The 18342-nt window shown below is 59.4% G+C and carries 16 protein-coding genes; 3 read left to right on the top strand and 13 right to left on the bottom strand.

The annotated features are described in order from the left end of the window. From AWU74_RS14210 to AWU74_RS14185, 6 genes are read right to left on the bottom strand one after another with little or no spacing between them, the layout of a single operon-like run. Entirely contained in the window at window positions 1-1266 is a 1266-nt protein-coding gene (locus tag AWU74_RS14210) for a dicarboxylate/amino acid:cation symporter (protein ID WP_062327591.1), read from the bottom strand. Between the two features lie 30 nt (window positions 1267-1296). Next, window positions 1297-1662 (bottom strand): cupin domain-containing protein, encoded by a 366-nt coding sequence (locus tag AWU74_RS14205; RefSeq protein WP_062327585.1) that lies wholly within the window; start codon window positions 1660-1662, stop codon window positions 1297-1299. A 2-nt stretch (window positions 1663-1664) separates the two neighbouring features. After that, window positions 1665-2693, bottom strand: a complete 1029-nt coding sequence (locus AWU74_RS14200) for a quinone oxidoreductase family protein (RefSeq protein ID WP_062327582.1) — start codon at window positions 2691-2693, stop codon at window positions 1665-1667. A gap of 11 nt (window positions 2694-2704) precedes the next feature. Further along, window positions 2705-3619 carry a beta-keto acid cleavage family enzyme gene (locus AWU74_RS14195; protein ID WP_062327579.1) on the bottom strand — a complete coding sequence of 305 codons (915 nt, stop codon included), beginning with the start codon at window positions 3617-3619 and terminating at the stop codon, window positions 2705-2707. Between the two features lie 12 nt (window positions 3620-3631). Next, window positions 3632-4357: an SDR family oxidoreductase gene (locus AWU74_RS14190; RefSeq protein ID WP_202966398.1), complete on the bottom strand. Its 726-nt coding sequence runs from the start codon at window positions 4355-4357 to the stop codon at window positions 3632-3634. 42 nt (window positions 4358-4399) lie between these two features. After that, complete coding sequence (locus AWU74_RS14185) at window positions 4400-5341, bottom strand: dioxygenase family protein (RefSeq protein ID WP_162504736.1); 942 nt, start codon at window positions 5339-5341, stop codon at window positions 4400-4402. A 122-nt stretch (window positions 5342-5463) separates the two neighbouring features. Between AWU74_RS14185 and AWU74_RS14180 the strand changes: the two genes are divergently transcribed. After that, entirely contained in the window at window positions 5464-6477 is a 1014-nt protein-coding gene (locus tag AWU74_RS14180) for a LacI family DNA-binding transcriptional regulator (protein WP_062327574.1), read from the top strand. Between the two features lie 282 nt (window positions 6478-6759). On the opposite strand, the gene AWU74_RS14175 is transcribed toward AWU74_RS14180, so the two are convergent. The 7 genes from AWU74_RS14175 to AWU74_RS14145 are packed head-to-tail and all read right to left on the bottom strand — an operon-like array spanning window position 6760 to window position 14114. Next, the gene (locus tag AWU74_RS14175; protein WP_238580151.1) at window positions 6760-8139 is read right to left on the bottom strand and encodes an alginate export family protein; all 1380 of its coding nucleotides are present in this window, start codon (window positions 8137-8139) and stop codon (window positions 6760-6762) included. 41 nt (window positions 8140-8180) lie between these two features. Then, window positions 8181-9818, bottom strand: a complete 1638-nt coding sequence (locus AWU74_RS14170) for an MFS transporter (RefSeq protein ID WP_062327565.1) — start codon at window positions 9816-9818, stop codon at window positions 8181-8183. Beyond that, on the bottom strand, window positions 9815-10258 hold the full coding sequence (locus tag AWU74_RS14165; RefSeq protein ID WP_059370739.1) for a DoxX family protein: 444 nt from the start codon (window positions 10256-10258) through the stop codon (window positions 9815-9817). The genes AWU74_RS14170 and AWU74_RS14165 overlap by 4 nt, the downstream gene beginning before the upstream one ends. Window positions 10259-10284: 26 nt before the next feature. After that, window positions 10285-12267 carry an amidohydrolase gene (locus AWU74_RS14160; RefSeq protein WP_062327563.1) on the bottom strand — a complete coding sequence of 661 codons (1983 nt, stop codon included), beginning with the start codon at window positions 12265-12267 and terminating at the stop codon, window positions 10285-10287. Beyond that, the gene (locus AWU74_RS14155; protein WP_062327560.1) at window positions 12267-12548 is read right to left on the bottom strand and encodes a DUF1427 family protein; all 282 of its coding nucleotides are present in this window, start codon (window positions 12546-12548) and stop codon (window positions 12267-12269) included. The genes AWU74_RS14160 and AWU74_RS14155 overlap by 1 nt, the downstream gene beginning before the upstream one ends. Window positions 12549-12580: 32 nt before the next feature. After that, window positions 12581-13234: a hydrolase gene (locus AWU74_RS14150; RefSeq protein WP_062327557.1), complete on the bottom strand. Its 654-nt coding sequence runs from the start codon at window positions 13232-13234 to the stop codon at window positions 12581-12583. A 55-nt stretch (window positions 13235-13289) separates the two neighbouring features. Further along, entirely contained in the window at window positions 13290-14114 is an 825-nt protein-coding gene (locus AWU74_RS14145) for an alpha/beta fold hydrolase (RefSeq protein WP_062327554.1), read from the bottom strand. Between the two features lie 183 nt (window positions 14115-14297). Between AWU74_RS14145 and AWU74_RS14140 the strand changes: the two genes are divergently transcribed. Then, entirely contained in the window at window positions 14298-14735 is a 438-nt protein-coding gene (locus AWU74_RS14140; RefSeq protein ID WP_062327551.1) for a hypothetical protein, read from the top strand. Window positions 14736-14807: 72 nt separating this feature from the next. Continuing rightward, window positions 14808-17687: an ATP-binding protein gene (locus tag AWU74_RS14135; RefSeq protein ID WP_162504732.1), complete on the top strand. Its 2880-nt coding sequence runs from the start codon at window positions 14808-14810 to the stop codon at window positions 17685-17687. Window positions 17688-18342: the final 655 nt, after the last annotated feature.

The raw sequence follows: 18342 nt of genomic DNA, 5'->3' as shown, positions 1-18342 counted from the left end.
CTAAACGGCGCGCATGTGTTCGACATCGATCTCATTTTCCCACCGTGAGATCACGATTGTCGCAACGCCATTTCCAATCACGTTCACCAGCGCGCGCGCTTCGCTCATGAAACGGTCGATGCCGAGGATGAGCGCCATGCCGGCCACCGGAATGGTCGGCACAACGGAAAGAGTGCCGACGAGAGCGATAAAGGACGCGCCGGTCACGCCACTGGCTCCTTTTGAGGTCAACATAGCGACCGCAAAAATGGCGATTTGCTGGGTGAGCGAGAGATCGGTGTTGGTCGCCTGCGCCACGAACAACGCAGCGAGCGTCATGTAAATCGACGACCCGTCGGTATTGAAGACATAGCCGGTCGGCACAACCAGCCCCACAACCGGCTTCGAACAACCAAGTCCTTCCAGCTTTGCCATCAGGCTCGGCAGCACCGGATCGGAAGACGACGTGCCGAGAACAATCAGGATCTCTTCCTTGATGTAGATCAGGAATTTCCAGATGCTGAAACCAGCCCACATCGCAATGGGGCCGAGAACGCCGAACACAAAGATGAGAGATGTCAGATAGAACACGCCTATCAATTTCAGCAGCGGCCCAAGAGACCCGATGCCATATCGCCCTATGGTGAATGCCATGGCCCCGAATGCTCCTATGGGGGCGAGCCGCATGATCACATTGATGGTTCCGAAAACCAGTTCTGAGCCCGCATCGATCACATCACGCACCGGCTTGGCCGGATCGCCGAGTCTGGACAGCACATAGCCGAACAGAACGGAAATCATGACCACTGGGAGAATGTCACCGCGCGCGAACGCGTCGATGATCGTGTTTGGAATAATGTTCAGAATGAATTCGACGATCGACTGTTCCTTTGCCTTGCCTGCGTATTGCGCAACAGCCTTGGCATCGAGGCTTGCTGGACTGGCATTGAAGCCCGCGCCGGGGGCTACAAAATTGCCCACGATCATTCCGATCAAAAGCGCAACCGTGGAGACAACCTCGAAATAAAGCAGGGCCTTTCCGCCGACACGCCCGACTTTCTTCATGTCCTGCATGCCGGCGATGCCCGACACGACAGTACAGAATATGACCAGTGCAATGACCATCTTGATCAGCTTGATGAAGCCGTCACCGAGCGGCTTCATCTCCACTGCGAACGACGGATAGTAGTGACCGAGAACGACTGCAAAGACGATCGCAGTCAATACCTGCACATAAAGTATCTTATAGAACGGCTTTCTGGCCGGCTTCGCGACGCTCTCTGACATCATGCTCTCCCGATTGTTTCCTGATCTCGTTTAACGTGCCGGTGCCTGATCCTGCCGCGCCGCCGCAAGCGGCATCGCGAGGAGGACGATGACGGGTTTGTTGGTCTTGTTTTTTAGCGCCCGCGCTTCATTGGGCGCGACGCGGCACGAATCGAATGGCTGGAGAATGCTTTCGCCATCCGGCGTTTCCACCGTCAGCTCACCTTCAATGACGAAATAGAGCTTCTCGATTGGAGAGGCATTCAGCGACGTATGCCCACCGGGCAGTATCTGAGACATGCCGAGCCAAAGTGTATCCGACGGTCCCGCCTCCTGGCCCTGCAGCCGCAGGCAACGCATGTCATGATGCTCCGGCGGGAAGTATGTGGGAGCCTGTTCAAAGCGCGTGATATGCATGATCAGGCCGACGGCTTGAAGATGATGCGGTCGCGCGACGACCCGATCACTGCACTGTATGCCGCCTTGGCGTCCGACAGCGGATAGACCGCACTGCCTGAGATCGGATAGGGCTTCAGATGCCCGCTCGCGAAGCCCGAAAGCGCCTCGCGCAAAACATCTCCACTCGCCACCGACGAAAACGCCAGCGTATCGATCCCGACATAGGTGTGCCGGCCGCGATAAAACTCGAGAATGTTGAACTGAACAATCTTGTCTACCGCGGCGATCAGGATCTGGCGGCCGGCGAGCGCCAGGGATTTGTGGGCAGCCTGAAAATACGGATCGCCCACGGTGTTAAAAACGATGTCCGCACCCCTGCCGTTGGTCAGTTCACGAACGCGGGCTGCAATGTCGATCTCGGCGGAATTGATGATATCGACGGGACCATTGGTGTGGCCTTCGTAAGGTTCGTCCTTGCGGACGACACCGATCACTTTCGCGCCGCGCCAGGTCGCAAGCTGCACAGCCGCCTGCCCGACCTTGCCGTTGACCCCGAGAACAAGAACCGTTTCCCGCGGCGTCGGCATCCCCGTCCGGCGAAACCCTTCAATCGCCGTCACGAACGGCACGCCGATGCCCGCAGCTTCATCCATCGAAATGCTCTTCGGCTTCTCGACCAGGGCCGCCGCCTCGACTACAAGATGCGTCGCATGAGTGCCGTCGCGCCGAATGCCGAGATCGCCGGATGAGCCGAACACGTCGCGCCCGAGCCATTCGGCGGGACCGTCGACCACGACACCGGCGAAGTCACGCCCCGGCGTGCGCGGAAACACCGCATAAGGCATCAGTCCGGTAGCGGCCTTGACGTCGGACGGATTGACGCCCGCCGCCTTGATTTCCACGATGACGTCGTCCGGTCCGCGCGACAACATCTGCCGCTCGAGCGTCGGTGCAAGCGAAGCGACATCCGCCGCCTTCGCATTCAGACGGAGCGAGGTTGCCTCGAATACAGGCGCAATCGCCGCGGCCTTTTCTGTTGCCAGTGTCATCTCAAATCCTTTCAGGCCACACGCGACGCGCCGGCAAGGCGTGTCGGCAGTCCAATAATTTCTCGTGCTTCGCGAGGTGTTGCGATCTGCGCGCCGAGATCCTCGGCGATGCGCCGCGCCTTCTCCACCATGGTCGCATTGGACTTCGCGAGCTGGCCGCGCGCCAGATAGACCGAGTCTTCCAGTCCGACGCGGACATGCCCACCCGCGAGATAGGATTGCGCGACCGTCGTGAAGGCGGCCTTGCCGATGCCGATCGCTGTGAACTCGGCACTCGCCGGCAGCAAGTCTCGTGCATAGAGGACGGTTTCAGGACTTGGCTGGAATCCGTAGCGTATGCCCATCACGAACGAGCAGAGCACCGGACCTTCGAGTGTGCCGTCTCGGATCAGATCGTTCATCAGCGCGATATCGCCTGAATCGAACAATTCGACCTCGGGCTTCACACCCGCGTCACGCATTACCTTGGCCATCCGGCGCACATTGCCGGGCGTGTTGATGACAACCTCGCCGCCGGAATTCATGGTGTTGAGATCGATGGTGCAGATTTCGGGCCGAAGTGCCTCGATATGTGCGACGCGCTTCTCCGGCGCCATCAAAGTGGTGCCCTGCGCGGCGATGCGTGGCTCATCGTGTGACGGGACGAAGCGCCCGCCTGGCCCCGTCGTAATATTCAGGATCAATTGCGTGTTCTGCGCGCGGATGCGCTCGACCACGTCACGGTAGTATTCAAGCTCCATCGACGGCTTACCCGTCGCCGGGTCGCGGACATGGATGTGCACGATGGCCGCGCCCGCCTCCGCTGCACCAAGGCAGGCATCGGAAATCTCCTCCGGCGTAATCGGCAGATGCGGCGTCTGCTCCGGCGTCGTCAGGTTGCCGGTCACGGCGCAGGTGATGAAAATCTTCTGGCGAGGTTCGCGCATGTCTAAACTTTCTCAGAGAGCTCTGCCGCCATCGACAACGATGGTGGTGCCGGTGGAAAAGGTCAGAAGAGTTGCGCAGGACAGAATCGCGGCCGCAATGTCATCAACCGTCCCGATTCTCTTCATCGGTGTCGTCGACGCAGCCTTCTCGTTGAAATCGGAGCCACGGTTGGGAACAAAACCCGTATCGACAACACCTGGGGCCACGGCGAGCACGCGAACCTGGGGGGCGAGCACACGCGCCAATGACTTGGTCATGACATCGATGCCAGCCTTGGCTGCGCAATAAGCGATCGACGATCCTATCCCGTTCGTTCCCGCAATCGAGGAAAGCGACACGATCAATCCGTTGCCGGAAGATTTGAGCAGCGGCGCAAACGTGCGGATCGTAGCGAACTGGCCGCGCCAGTTCACTTCGAACATCCGGTCGATCAAGTCGTCGTCGAGCGCATCAAGATCCGCGTGCGGCACGGGCTTGGTAAAACCGGCCGCGTTGATCAGAATATCCAGCCGTCCATAGCGATTCGTGATTTCATCGCGCAGGACCGTCAGTGTCTTTGTGTCGGCAACGTCGGCATTGAAAGCCAAATGATCCTTGCCCGGCAGGGCTTGCAACACGGCTTGCGCAGCGGCCTCGAATTCAGGGCCGCGATACGTAATGATCAGCCTGGCTCCGCCTCGGGCAAATTCCATTGCCGCGGCGGCACCTATACTTCCAGCGCCGCCGACGATCAGCACGACCTTGTCTTTCAGGGAAACAGAAAGAGTCATTTTTTTATCTCACTTGATGGGAGGCACCGGAAGCTTGGCTTCGCCCGCTTCCATCACGAATTTGTAGTCGAGGGTGTACCAGGGAGGGGCCACGTCACCGGCAGGCGGCGTCCCCGCATCGTGCCGGCGATAGTCGCCGATCAGCGCACGCGTCACCCCGAACACGACGTCGCTCTCCAGGTGCTTGTCGTCATCGACGAACACCTGCGTGATCAGCGTCTTGAAGCAGGGCTTGAAGCCAAGGAAGTGAATGTGCGCCGGACGGTAGGGATGACGTCGCTGCGCACGCAGCATGTCACCGACCGGTCCATCTGTCGGGACTGGATATCCCGCGGGCTTGACCGAGCGGAAACTGAAGCGTCCCTTCGCATCCGTGGTGAACTTTCCGCGCAGGTTCATATCGGCCTGCGTGTCATCCTGATTCTCGTAAAGACCGACAGGCGAGGATTGCCAGACGTCGACCTCGACACCTTCGATCGGCTCACCGTTGGTATCGACGACAACGCCTGAGACGAACAAATCCGGGCCCGGCGTCGGTGAACGCACGATCGAGCCGCCGTTCGGGGTTCTTGGTGAGTTCATGCGCCAGAACGGACCGAGAAGAGCCGAGGCCGTTTCTGTCGCGCCCGCATTGCCATTGTTGAGCAGACACACCAGCGTCGAAAAGCCGATCGCGTCGGCGAACAGAATACCCTCGTTGTGGTGATCGTTTGTGGCCTGACCGATGCGGTTCAGGAAATCGATTCCAATGTCGTACTCGGACTCGGTCAGATTCACCTCGCGCGCGAACGCGTGCATGTGTCGGACAAACGATTCCGCAACCTCCCGCAGCCGGGGATTGGAAGCCCCCGCCATCGCGGCAAGGACCACCGGAGTCACGTCCTCCTGAGTTTCAATGATGCCGCCTTTTTCGGCGTTCCGATCCTGATTTGGGGCCGACGATCCAACCATGGCGCTCATCCACGTGCGTTGATTATGCAATCGATTGCACGTGAATAATGCAATCGATTGCATGAAGTCAAGCGATTTGCGATACTCGCTCCCGAGCCTAACCTAAGCTACAGAATATCCTTATGAATCGCGCCGCACCGATGACCCTGAAACAGATCGCCGACGAGCTCGGGGTGCATCCCTCAACCGTGTCGCGCGCGCTCGACCCGCAGAAGCGCCACTTGGTCGGCGAGGATGTGGCGGCGCGGGTCGAGACACTGGCCCGCGCGCACGGCTACCGGCCCAATCGCGTCGCGGCGAGCCTTCGAACCGGACGCTCGCGCCTGATCGGCGTTCTGCTGCCCGACATCGCCAATCCGGTGTTCGCGCCGATACTCGGCGGCATCACCGAAACCCTTTCGGCCGAATCCTACTCACCGATCATTGCCGACGCCGGTCAGGATGCATCGGTTCAGATCGCGTTCGTCGATAGTCTGCTGAATCAACATGTCGACGGATTAATTCTCGCGACCGTCTTCAGCGACGACCAGGTCGTCGGCTATTGCCTGGACCGCAATCTGCCCGTCGTACTCGTGAACCGCGCCGAATTCCGCGACCGTGTCTCGTCGGTTGTCTCCGACGACGAACGAGGCATGCAACTCGCCGTGGATCATCTGGTGTCAATCGGCCATCGAAAGATCGGTCACGTCTCCGGGCCGCTGCGCGTCTCGACAGGCGCATTGCGACGCGATGGTTTCGTGCGCGCGATGAAGCATCACGGACTGCCGGTCCACATCCAGGAAGCCTCGCAGTATACGCGCAAGGCTGGAGCGGGGCCTGCGGCCACGCTGTTGAAGAACAATCCCGGCATGACCGCCATCGTCGCAGCCAACGATCTTCTGGCGCTCGGCGCGCTCGACGCCGTTCGCAACCTGGGCCTGCGCTGTCCGGCCGATGTGTCGGTGGTAGGGCACAACGACATGCCGCTGGTCGATCTCATCTCCCCGCCGCTGACGACGGTGCGCATCGGCCATCGCGAGATGGGACGAGGCGCGGCAAAACTTCTGCTCAGGGAGATCGAGACGCGGTCGGTCGCATCGGAACACATTGTCCTGCAACCGGAACTGATCGTGCGGGAATCGACGCGGCGCGTGTAATTCAGTGTGCTTGCGACGCCGTATTCAGCTTTCCTTCCGGACCGGCACTGAACCGTGCAACAAGAAAATCGATGAATAACCGGACCTTCACGGCCAGATGCCGCGTCGGCGGGTAAATTGCGTAGAAATACATCTGCCCGTTTTTATTAGGACTCCCGTGACGCGTTGTCCGACCATCGGCCAGGAATGGATCAAGGCCGTCTGCTTCTTGCAAATAGAGAGAGCGAGTTGAGCGTTTGAATGACAACGGCGAGGTACGTTCACGACAGGCGCACCTCGCCGTCAGAACAGAAACTGCGCCCAGACTGCAACAAAGTCACCGTCTTGTCCGCCGGCCAGCTTGACCCGATCGCCCGGAGTGTAATGAACGTAAGTACCGGCGATATTCAGATGCGTCGTTGCCGCCCACGCCAGCGTGGCACTCGTTTGTTGACCGATGAAACGCCCCGCTCCACCCGCTGTGCCTTTGACCGGAACGAGCGCGGAGGAATAGACCGCGTCCGCGGTTTCCTGTTTCCAGAAGGGATTCCAGCCGACGTTCAAACTGACCTTCGGCGTGATTGCGAGCGTTACATTGGGCTGGAGATCGAGCAGATTCATCGGCGCGACCAGATTCGCTTCGGAGAAATAGGGCAGCTTCGGAAACAACGGATTGAAGGTGCCCAGTGTGCCGTCCTTCAGGTTCTTGTCGCCGCTGATGGCATCGGCCTTGAGACCCAGCCGCGGCGAAAACAGCAGCTCGGCAAACGTATAGCCGACATCGCCCGACACGGTCCATGCACGGATGTTCGACGCGCCGAAGGACCCGAACTGAAAGGCACCTTCCATGTTCCAGTCAAACCCGTCGCGCTTTCCGAAAAGCCGGGTGCCGATGGTTTCACGGCGCTCCGCCGCGATCCCTTGAGCGAAGCTCGCATTCCTGCGCTCAAGGCCGAGATAATACAAATCCGCTTTCAAGGAATGAACGCCGGGGACCGGAGCCGTCGCGTAGACACCCCAGAAGGTCTGGTTTTGGTCCATACCGTCATCGAAGACTCCCGGCTGGGGCGCGACCGGCCGCGATAGGAAGGCATCGACACGGACATCCTTCGACACGTTCCATGTCCCCCGTACGGCATCAAACGAGCGCCGGAAATTCGGACTGTCGCGGACAGAGACAAGGCGCGATGATCCAAAACTCAGTTCCTGTCGCCCTGCCCGCAGCGTGACGTCGCCCTTTTCCACCGGAAACGAGATTTCGCCGAAACCCTGCAGAAGGTCGAGATCGTTTTTCTGGGTTGCTGGCGGTGTGCCGGACCAGCCCGCCGTCAGTCCGCTCGCAAGCTCCACGAAAGTCCGGAAATTCGGTCCGTAATGAACGTCCGCAAACAGGAATGCACGTTGCAGCAGGTAGTCGTTGCGGGCTGGCGCGGCGAGCCCGAACAGCGGATTGCGCGACGATTCGAACCGCTCGCGCAATTCGCCGCCGAGCGTCATGTACCATGAACCATCCGCTGTCAGCGGAATAAACTTGATCGGATCGAACGGATCGGTGCGTTTCGCCGGATCACGCAAGGCGGACCAGTCTTCGTCGAAGCGCGAACTCTGATAGGCGGGTCGGCCGGCGGCTTCTTGGGCGGCGACCGGTTGATTCATCTTCGGCAAGAATGCAAGCGCCAGCACGAGCGGCAAAGCCCGCATGTCGCATGGAATGGCGCGGCGTCTCATGAGCCTCCATCCGAAACCGGCGGGAACGACTTCAATTCCATTGCGAGAAAATGGCGCACAACCGGGCCATCAGGACCGACATGATACTTCATCGTATCCCGCTGCACATCGGCATCCGCGTTCGATACGCGATGATGCTGGCGCAGATGCTCTGCCCACGATTCCACCATAAACCATTCAACGATCTTCTCCGGATCAGCCGCATCCTCCGTAATGCCCCAGCCATAAGCGCCGTCACGGAGCCGCGCCTGTGACAGTTTCTTCAGTCCCTCAAAGAACTTCGGACGGTCATTGAGGGGTATACGATACTCGATCAGGATAAGCACCGGACCGCGATCGTTTTCGACAGAATCGGAAGTGAGCGGTTCAGGCCAGTGACGCGATGGCGTGAGATCCGCCTCGCCTGCCGGCAAAGCAATGCGCTTGAGTATGAGAGCCGCCACGAACAATCCCGCGGCGCTGATCAGCAGCGCCGTCGGGATGCCGACAGCTCCGGCAACGCCGCCCCAGCCAAGACTGCCACCCGCCATCGCTCCATTGAAGACCATGAGATATACGGCGAGCGCGCGGCCACGGACCCAGTTCGGGAGAATGGCCTGAGCGGCGCCATTGAACGTGGTCAAGGCGACGATCCATGCCGCTCCGAGCAGCAGCATCGCAAATAATGCGAGCCACTGAGGAAGCGGAAGAGCGAGACTGCTCATGACCGCCGAAGTGACGACCGCCGATCTCAAAAGCAGCCCGTCGGCGTCGAGACGTTGCCGCAGCGCCGGCAGTACCAACGCGCCGATGATCGCTCCGGCACCAACTGCACCCAGCAAGACGCCGTAGAAACCGGCGCCGCCGTTGAGACCGCGCGCCACCAGCGGCAAGAGAGCCCAGACCGCGCTTGCGAAGGCAAAGAAGATTGCGGCTCGCAGCAGCACGATATGAAGCTCGCGGCTGGATCGCGTATATCGCAGTCCGGCTCTGAAAGCTCCGAAGAAGCGCTCCGACAACGCATCGTCGGCCTGCGGCGCGCGCTTCCACCAAACCAGCGCGGCAATGACAAATACGTAGCTCAGGACGTCCGCGCCGTAGGTCACCGCAGCGCCAAAGCCCGCGAGCATCAGGCCGCCGAGCGCGGGCCCGATCGAGCGCGCGACGTTAATGCCAAGCGAATTGAGGGCGACCGCGCTCTTCAGATCCCGTTTCGGCACGAGCTCCGGAACGATGGCCTGCCAGGTCGGCGCCATCAACGCTGCGCCGATACCTCCGATAAAAGTCAATCCAACCAGCAGATTGACGGTCAGCAGACCGAAGTGTGAGAGCACGACCAAGGTCGCGCTCACCGAACCCAGCATAAGCTGAATAGCGATCAGGAATTTCCGGCGATCCAGAATGTCGGACAGGACGCCGGCTGGAATTGCGAGAAGAAAGATCGGCAGAGTTCCGGCGGCCTGGATCATGGCCACCGCCGCCGGAGATGCCGACAGATCGGTGACGATCCATGAACTCGCCACATCCCGCATGAAGCTGCCGGTGTTGCCGAGGATGGTCGCAGCCCACAGTACCGCAAAGACCGACTGACGCAGTGGCGCAAATCCACCGGCCGGCTTGGGAGGAACAGGCTCGCTCGCTGCTTCTTTATTCAAGATGAAGACTCATGCCGGTTTAAGTCGTGCCAGGCAACCAGCAGAAAGCCGCCGATCAGACCCAGATGTTCGAAGAATGAATTGGCGGCCATAAATCGTTCCGGAGGCTGCATCTCCCAGAATCGCAAGGCGACGAAGGTCGCAAGCAGCGTGAATCCGGCGAGCGACAGCGCGCCGATCCATCGGTAAAAGCCGGTCAGAATGAGCGCTGATGCCACAAGCTCCATAACGATGGTGGCCACCGCAAAAAGCGCGGCGGGCGACAATCCGAAATGATTCATTTCAGCGATCGCGCTCGAAAAATCGAACGCCTTGTTCAACCCACCTTGCAGATAAGCCGCGCAGAGACCAAGCATCGCAATCCATCTGACGATCGGAGCGGTCAGGACAGGACGCGCGATAGCGGAGAGTGTTCTGTTAACAGCATTGTGCGGTTTCAACTCATTGCACCTCTTTCGTCGCGACGTCACACTGCCCAGCAGGCACACCCGAGCGCGCCCCAGAACGATTTGAGATCGGAAATCGGCAGCTTGCTGGACCAGGCGGTGGCATGGTCATGACCGTGCACGCCGCAGCCATTGGCGCATCCGCAAAGATTGATGGCTGTCCGGCGCAGCGAGTTCTTGCCCGCGCCCTCCGGCTCGCCCCACGCGCCATAACCCTTGAAAGTGCGCACCGGCGACCAGTCCGGCATTGCGGGCGGCGGCGCGTTCTCGTCCAGCGCGGAAAAATCGCCCGCGCCGTACACCATCTTGCCGCCAACCACGGTGAGGTCCGAGGTAAGATGCGATATCTCGTCTTCCGAACAGGAGAAGAAATCCTTCGACGGCACGATCAGATCGGCAAGCTGGCCCGCGGCAATGCGGCCCTTCTTGCCTTCCTCGTTGGAGAACCACGTCACGTTCTCCGTCCACATGCGCAATGCGGTCTCCCGATCCAGGCAATTGCGCTGCGGATAGAGCCGCAAGCCACCGACGGTCCTTCCGGTAACAAGCCATGCCAGCGACACCCACGGATTGTACGAGGCAACGCGCGTCGCGTCCGTGCCTGCCGAAACCTTCACGCCTTTGTCGATGATCTTCTTCACCGGTGGCGTCGCCTCCGCCGCGCCGAGTCCGTAGCGCTCCACGAAGTATTCGCCCTGATAGGCCATGCGATGCTGCACAGCGATGCCGCCTCCGAGCGCCGCGATGCGGTCGATGGATTGATCGGAAATCGTCTCCGCATGATCGAAGAACCAGTTCAGGCCTTGCAGCGGAATGTCCTGATTGACCCTCTCGAACACATCGAGCGAGCGCGAGATCGTCTCGTCATAGGTGGAGTGCAGCCGCCATGGCCAGCGGTTCTGGGCCAGAATGCGCACCACGCCCTCCAGTTCACCCTCCATCTCAGGCGGCATGTCGGGCCGTGGCTGGCGGAAATCCTCGAAATCGGCAGCAGAGAACACCAGCATTTCACCGGCGCCGTTGTGACGGAAGTAATCGTTGCCCTGCTTGTATTTCGACGTCTGCGTCCAATTCAGGAAATCCTCTTTCTCCTGCTTCGGCTTCTGAGTGAAGAGGTTGTAGGCAAGGCGGATGGTGAGCTGGCCGTCATCGGACAGTTTCTGAATCACCGCGTAATCATCGGGATAATTCTGGAATCCGCCGCCTGCGTCGATGGCGCCGGTGACCCCGAGTCGATTCAATTCGCGCATGAAGTGGCGCGTTGAATTGACCTGATATTCGAAAGGTAGCTTCGGTCCTTTTGAAAGAGTTGAATAAAGGATTCCCGCATTCGGCTTGGCCAGCAGCAGGCCCGTCGGATTGCCATTCGCATCGCGAGTGATCTCGCCGCCCGGCGGGTTCGGCGTATCCTTGGTGTAGCCGACGGCACGCAGCGCGGCGCCGTTAAGGATCGCACGATCGTAGAGGTGGAGCAGGAAAACCGGCGTGTCCGGCGCAACCGCATTGAGCTCGTCGATGGTCGGCAATCGCTTTTCGACGAACTGATGCTCCGTGAAACCGCCGACAACGCGGACCCACTGCGGCGGCGGCGTAATCGCCACCTGCCGCTTCAGCATGTTCATGGCATCGGCGAGCGAGCGCACGCCATCCCAGCGCAGCTCCATGTTGAAGTTCAGCCCGCCGCGGATGATGTGCAGGTGATTGTCGATCAGGCCCGGCAACACGCGACGGCCCTTGAGGTCAATCACGCGGGTGTCGGGACCCGCATGTGCCATCACCTCCTGATCGCCGCCGACCGCGAGAAACTTCCCATCCTTGATGGCCACGGCACTTGCCGTGGGATTGGTGCGATCCAGGGTGGTAAAGAGGCCATGGTGAAGAACAAGATCGGCGCTCACGCGGGTGGCTCCTTTTGAAGTTGGATCGTCTGCGGCAAAGGCCGATGAAAGACCCGGCAGCACCAGGCCCGAGGCCGCCCCGATGAATGTACGACGTGTCGGCATTACGCTTTATCCTTCGCGTCGGGAGAGACGAGCGGCGCTGGCGGACGCACGCCTTTCGGCATATCTCCGAATACATGCGGCTTAACCTGATGATGCCACGAGTTCGCGGCCGGCTCCCGGCTCAGCAGGCCTCGCACCAGCGGCGGCAACTGCTCGCCGATGAGGATGCCCAGCAGGCCGATCAGCGCAACTACCGGCGGCGCCGGCGAGCGGATGTTGATCAGGCTGTAGATGACGCCGACCAAAAGGCCGGCGCCAAGCGACAGAAGGTAGATCTTCATCTCTGATCCCCCGATTGCGGAGATAGCGAGCGCTATTCGGCCGCCTTCGCGCCGCCCTCCGACGCGTGCTCGCCGAGCGCCCATTTCGAGAAGCGGATCTGGACACCGTAGGGCGAATGCGCGCGTTGAATGTCCATCATCCCCTCATAGGTCTCGCTTCGCGCCCAGTCCTGCTGGAGCTCGTAGGCGTATTGCGAAGAGGTTATAGGAACCGCCCCTGCCTGAATGGCACGTTCCATTGCGCGGTTATGGGCTTCGAGTGAAAGGTCGCCGCAAGCATCGGCGGCAATGTAGATCTCGTAGCCTTCCTTTAGCATGTCCAGCGTCGGGAAAATTACGCACGCCTCGGTCCACAGACCCGCAATGACGAATTTCTTGCGGCCGGTCGCAGCGACCGCCTTGCGGAAACCAGCATCGAGCCAAGAATTCATCGAGGTGCGGTCGATGATGTCGTGGTTCGGAAACACCTCGACCACTTCTGGCATGAAGGGGCCGGAAAACGACTCCGCAGCCACCGTCGTCAGCACCGTCGGTATTTTGAAAAGCTTGGCAGCCTTTGCGAGTATCTGGACGTTGTTAATCGTGACCAAGCGGTCATGCGATTGAACACCCTGGAACATGGCCGGCTGATAATCGATCAGGGCAATCGCGCTGTTCTGCGGGGTGAGCATTTCGAGTTTGGACATCTTTTCTCCCTGGGGGTTTCACCCGCCATCACGGGCGCAGTTAGTCTTCGCCTGCTCATCCCTTGATGAAGGCAAGCAGATCGGCATTGATGGTGGCCGCTTCCGTGGTGGGCATGCCGTGCGGAAATCCCTTGTAGGTCTTCAGCACTCCGTTCTTTAGGAGCTTTGCCGACAACGGCCCCGAGTCGGCATAGGGAACGATCTGATCGTCATCACCATGCATCACCAGCACGGGCACGCTGATCTTCTTGAGATCTTCGGTGAAGTCGGTCTGAGAAAAGGCGACGATGCCGTCGTAGTGCGCCTTGGCACCGCCCATCATGCCTTGGCGCCACCAGTTTTGGATCACGCCTTCCGAAGGTTTGGCACCCGACCGATTGTAGCCATAGAACGGGCCCGCAGGGACATCCCTATAGAACTGCGCACGGTTGGTGGCCACCTGCGCCTGAAAGTCATCGAAGACTTGCTTTGGAAGGCCGCCGGGATTGGCATCTGTCTTCACCATCAACGGCGGCACCGCAGCGATAATCACCGCCTTTGTCACGCGGCTCTCGCCATGACGCGCCAGGTAATGCACGACCTCGCCACCACCCGTGGAATGACCGACGTGAACGGCGTTCTTAAGGTCGAGGTGCGTGGTCAGCGCCGCAAGGTCGTCGGCGTAATGGTCCATGTCATGGCCGTCGGCAACTTGCGCTGACCGGCCGTGCCCACGGCGATCATGGGCGATCACGCGATAGCCCCGATTAAGGAAAAACATCATCTGCGCGTCCCAGTCGTCGGACGACAGCGGCCAGCCGTGGCTGAACACGATCGGTTGGCCAGAGCCCCAATCCTTGTAGAAGATATCTGTCCCGTCGTTGGTCCTGATGATCGGCATTTTCTTTCTCCCGCAGGCGATGATCGTGCGTCCTGCGGAACGCCCTGACCAATAAAAAATTCCAAATCATTCCGAACGATCTGACCGCTCCGACACCGTCTGTCCCTTTTGGAAGAATTTGGACGAATTTGTTCCGCTGCAGGCATATGATGCGAAATAGTGTCTGCGCATGAGGCGGTTGTGATGAACGGCAATCTCGCTCAATTTGGTGACGATCTGCGCCCCTACCTGCTTCGACTGCAGGTTAGCCTGGATAACCTCAGCGAGCTTTTTTCGCGTAGAGTGCGACAAACTGAAGCGCAATTGGCAACCCGGATGGCCGAAATGCAGAGGTCTGCCAGAGAAACTGCCGATCGCGCGACAAAGCTCCGTGCCTCTCTTCAGTCCGCGCTTGAGCATGATGCGGGTATATCGCAGGAAAGGATGGCCAGCTGGATTGTCAAACGACAGACCGCGCGACTCCATGCCCGTGCCGATCACCTCGAACAGACGGCCGTCCTAGCTGCTGAACTGGCAGCCTTAACGACGGTCGAGGCCGAACGCATCACGATGGCAGCGGTCAATGCGCGGCAGCAAGCGATAGCGCTGCAAATCGAGCGAGATGCCGGCTCTGGCGTGTAACGGCTGGTATCGCCTTCTCCTGATCATTGGTATGATGGACACTGCCCTTGGGGAAAGCTAAGGGCTTACGGTATGCGAGTATCAACGATCCCGACGGCCGGTCTTGATCAAAAGCAGGAGCGAACCTTCTTTTTTGGTCCGTTCCGCCTTTCCGCCTCGAAGCGCCTTCTGTTCGAAGGCGATCGCCCGGTGCGACTCGGAAGCAGAGCCATCGAGATACTGATCGCCCTCGTCGAACGCGCCGGCGAACTTGTCGGCAAGAGCGAACTTGTCGCCATCGTTTGGCCAGACACGACCGTCGTCGAGGCGAATCTGACCGTTCACGTCGCTGCTCTGCGGCGGGCCTTGGGCGACGGTGAGGCGGCAAACCAGTACATCATCAACAGTCCAGGGCGCGGATATCGATTTGTGGCACCGATACGGCTAGTCGATGACGTCCGCCCCCTCGCCCAACACTCGGCCACGCCTGAAACCCATAACCTGCCGGCACAACTAACTCGTTTGGTGGGCCGCGCAGAAGCGCTCCGCTGCCTGCGGGACAAGATTGAGACGAGCCGGCTACTATCGGTGGTCGGTCCGCCGGGTGCCGGAAAAACCGCCATAGCCCTCAGCTTGGCCGAATCGTTACTACCCATCTATCCTCACGGCGTTTGGTTCATCGATCTCGCGTCGATTACCAGCGCCTCGCTGATCCCCAGTGCGCTGACTTCCGCGTTTCCGATAGACGTGAGGTCGACAGACATTCTCTCCGGCATAGCTGCGGCATTACGCTATAAGCGCACACTCCTTGTCTTCGACAACTGCGAACACGTGATCGAGGGCGCCGCAGCAGCGGCCAATACGCTGCTGCGAGGGGCACCGGGCGTCAAGATCGTGACGACCAGCAGAGAGCCGCTTCGGATCGAAGGCGAGCAGGTCTTTCGCCTGGCACCGCTGGAGTGCCCACCCGCATCACCGGCCGGATGCTGGGATCATGTGCTCAGGTATCCCGCGGTGCAATTGTTCGTCGAGAGAGCCAGAGCGATCGCGGACCACTTCGAACTTAATGATGCAGATGCAGCGTTTGCCGCTCGCATCTGCCGCGGCCTCGACGGTAATCCTCTCGCCATCGAGCTTGCCGCGGCCCGCGTTGATGCCTTCGGCGTCAAAGGGGTGGCTGAGCGGATCGAAAATCGAAATCATTTCCTGTCCGAGACCCACCGCGGCACGTTACCGCGCCATCGCTCCATCGCAGCGGCGCTCGACTGGAGCTATCAACTGCTTTCCGAGAAAGAGCAGTATGTCCTGAGGTGCATCGCGATATTTTCCGGCAGCTTCACGCTAGATGCGGCAGTTGCCGTCGTTCCCACAAAGGGCGTCTCCGATACCGCATCGGTCCTGGCCGATCTCGTTTGTAAATCGCTGGTATCTGTCGAGGTCGGCGTAGACGAAGTGCGGTTTCGACTGCTGGAGATCACTAAAGCGTTTGTGGTTGCGAAGCTGATGGAGGGTTCCGAAAGAGATGAGCTGGCGGATCGTCTCGCGTCCCACCTGAGTGAAATATTACGGGCACGGACAGCAGATTCCCGCAAAGTTCTATTCCTCCGGTCCGCAGTTCATGAACTCGACAATATCCGCGGCGTGCTCAATTGGGCGTTTGCACCCGGTGGAGCGGCGGCTACGGGAATCTCGCTTACAGCCCATGCGGTCCCCGTCTGGTTGGAGAATTCGCTTCTGACCGAATGCATCAGTTGGACCGGGAAGGCAATCGAAGCCCTCAAGGCGGAGCCTGTCGCCGAGCGTACCGAGATGATCCTGCAATCCGCGCTCGGACTTTCTGTCATGTTCACCGAAGGCATGACGGGCCAATCGCGGGATGCTCTTCAACGAGCGACAGAAATCGCAGAGCGAATCGAAGATCAGTTGTGGGAGCTTCGCACTCAACTGGGTCTGATCATGTTCCACCAACGCCGCGTCGATCTGAAAAGCGCTATGGCGTTGACTCTGAAGGCGAAGAAACTGGCCAAGTCTGTCGGCGACGATGCTGCGACCGCCATGGTCAACAGCTTGGAAAGCGCATCGCAATTCTTTCATGGCGAATTCACCAAGTCGCTAACTCTGGCGCGCAAGGCGCGCCAGTTCTTCCTGATAAACAGAGACGCATCACAAATCGGACGCTGGGGCATGAACCACTCCGTCTATGCGCACTGCGTTATCGGACGGATCTATTGGCATCAGGGCCTGTTCGATCAGACTTTCAAGGCATGCATTGCCGTACATTCGGAGGCGGAAGCGAGCGGTAGTCCGACTTCGATCTGCCAGGCGCTGGTGTGGTGCGGCTGCTCGCTTTTCACCAGTCTGGAGGAATTCGATAGGGCTCAAGCTGCCATCGAAAGACTCAAGGAGGTGGCGACGGACAATGGGCTTCAAAGTTACGTCGCCTCAGCACTCGGATACGAAGGGCGGCTACTCTTTTTCAAGGGCAAGTTAACGCATGGCGAGCGATTGACGAGACGCGCGCTCGAACAGCTGAGCGAAGCGCGATATGAGGGTCAATTCATTCCTATGATCGCGCAACTGGCCGAACTTCTCGCGGCTGATGGGCAATTCGAGGAAGCGTTGATTGCATCCGCCGAGTCGTTGGAAAGGACGCGTAAATCCGAAGCATTTTGGTGGTTGCCTGAAGCCTTGCGGATCCGCGGCGATGTCCTCGCGCAAGCGGACGGAGGCTTCTCCCAGCTGGCCGAAAATCATTTGCGACAATCGATCGAGATTTCCGCGAAGCAGGCCGCCCTGGGATGGGAACTACGGGCAGCGACCAGCCTGTCCAGATTACTTCGCGATGCCGGGCGGGATGAAGAGGCAGCTCATACGCTTCACGGAACGGTATCGAAGTTCGTGGAGGGTTTCGAAACCATTCCGTTCCGACGAGCGAAAGTATTGCTGGAAGAGATACGCAGTCCGCCAGAGTGAAAAATCGCGACAATGGTTAAGTGGAGACTGGCGGCCGATTTCAGAATGTAGCGGTGCGAATCCGGTCTTTGCAGAAACTCCGCAAGTCTGAAAAACCCGCCATTGGCAGCCTTTCTCACGCCCAAAAAGGAAGTTCTCCGAAATCCGGAACGTTTGGCTGGCGACCCAGTGGTAATCGCACCCGTCTCAGCTTGATTTCCCTGTTAACAGGGAATTTTACAGGGAAATCGGCGAATTAGACGCATTCAGGAATTAACGGACGGCGAAAACCACGTCGAAAACCGCCTTCTTTTTAAAATTGACTAAAACAACTAACAGGGAAGTTATTTCCAAGAACAGGGAAATTCGGGAAAATTACAGAGAAGGTCATGCGATATCAGAGCTGCAGACTGGGCGGTCCGCCTCACATGCCAGAAACGCAGCAGGCGTTCGACGGCGTGAGCCGGTTCACCAGTTTGACAGCACAGGTATTCGAGCCGGAGATGCTTGGATTTCAGGCAACGGCCAACCAAGGATCGAGATGAAACGCAATCTGCATCTTGCCGCCATATTGCTTCTTGCAATGTGCGCTGTTCCGCTTCACACCGTCCCAGCTTCCGCTCGCGGCGGCGCAGCGGCGAACATCATGAGCTCACCAGGGTATCAGCGGGCGCTG

The sequence above is a fragment of the Treponema endosymbiont of Eucomonympha sp. genome, assembly GCF_001028545.1.
The sequence above is the reverse complement of the archived record's forward strand: the minus strand, read 5'-3'. Positions and strand labels throughout refer to the sequence as shown.

Excerpts from the sequence above, each read along its gene's own strand:
- AWU74_RS14195 (WP_062327579.1), bottom strand. The coding sequence starts at position 3,619 with ATGCGCGAACCTCGCCAGAAGATTTTCATCACCTGCGCCGTGACCGGC.
- AWU74_RS14140 (WP_062327551.1), top strand. The coding sequence starts at position 14,298 with ATGAACGGCAATCTCGCTCAATTTGGTGACGATCTGCGCCCCTACCTG.
- AWU74_RS14185 (WP_162504736.1), bottom strand. The coding sequence starts at position 5,341 with ATGGTTGGATCGTCGGCCCCAAATCAGGATCGGAACGCCGAAAAAGGC.
- AWU74_RS14210 (WP_062327591.1), bottom strand. The coding sequence starts at position 1,266 with ATGTCAGAGAGCGTCGCGAAGCCGGCCAGAAAGCCGTTCTATAAGATA.
- AWU74_RS14200 (WP_062327582.1), bottom strand. The coding sequence starts at position 2,693 with ATGACACTGGCAACAGAAAAGGCCGCGGCGATTGCGCCTGTATTCGAG.
- AWU74_RS14135 (WP_162504732.1), top strand. The coding sequence starts at position 14,808 with ATGCGAGTATCAACGATCCCGACGGCCGGTCTTGATCAAAAGCAGGAG.
- AWU74_RS14160 (WP_062327563.1), bottom strand. The coding sequence starts at position 12,267 with ATGCCGACACGTCGTACATTCATCGGGGCGGCCTCGGGCCTGGTGCTG.
- AWU74_RS14145 (WP_062327554.1), bottom strand. The coding sequence starts at position 14,114 with ATGCCGATCATCAGGACCAACGACGGGACAGATATCTTCTACAAGGAT.
- AWU74_RS14180 (WP_062327574.1), top strand. The coding sequence starts at position 5,464 with ATGAATCGCGCCGCACCGATGACCCTGAAACAGATCGCCGACGAGCTC.
- AWU74_RS14150 (WP_062327557.1), bottom strand. The coding sequence starts at position 13,234 with ATGTCCAAACTCGAAATGCTCACCCCGCAGAACAGCGCGATTGCCCTG.
- AWU74_RS14205 (WP_062327585.1), bottom strand. The coding sequence starts at position 1,662 with ATGCATATCACGCGCTTTGAACAGGCTCCCACATACTTCCCGCCGGAG.
- AWU74_RS14155 (WP_062327560.1), bottom strand. The coding sequence starts at position 12,548 with ATGAAGATCTACCTTCTGTCGCTTGGCGCCGGCCTTTTGGTCGGCGTC.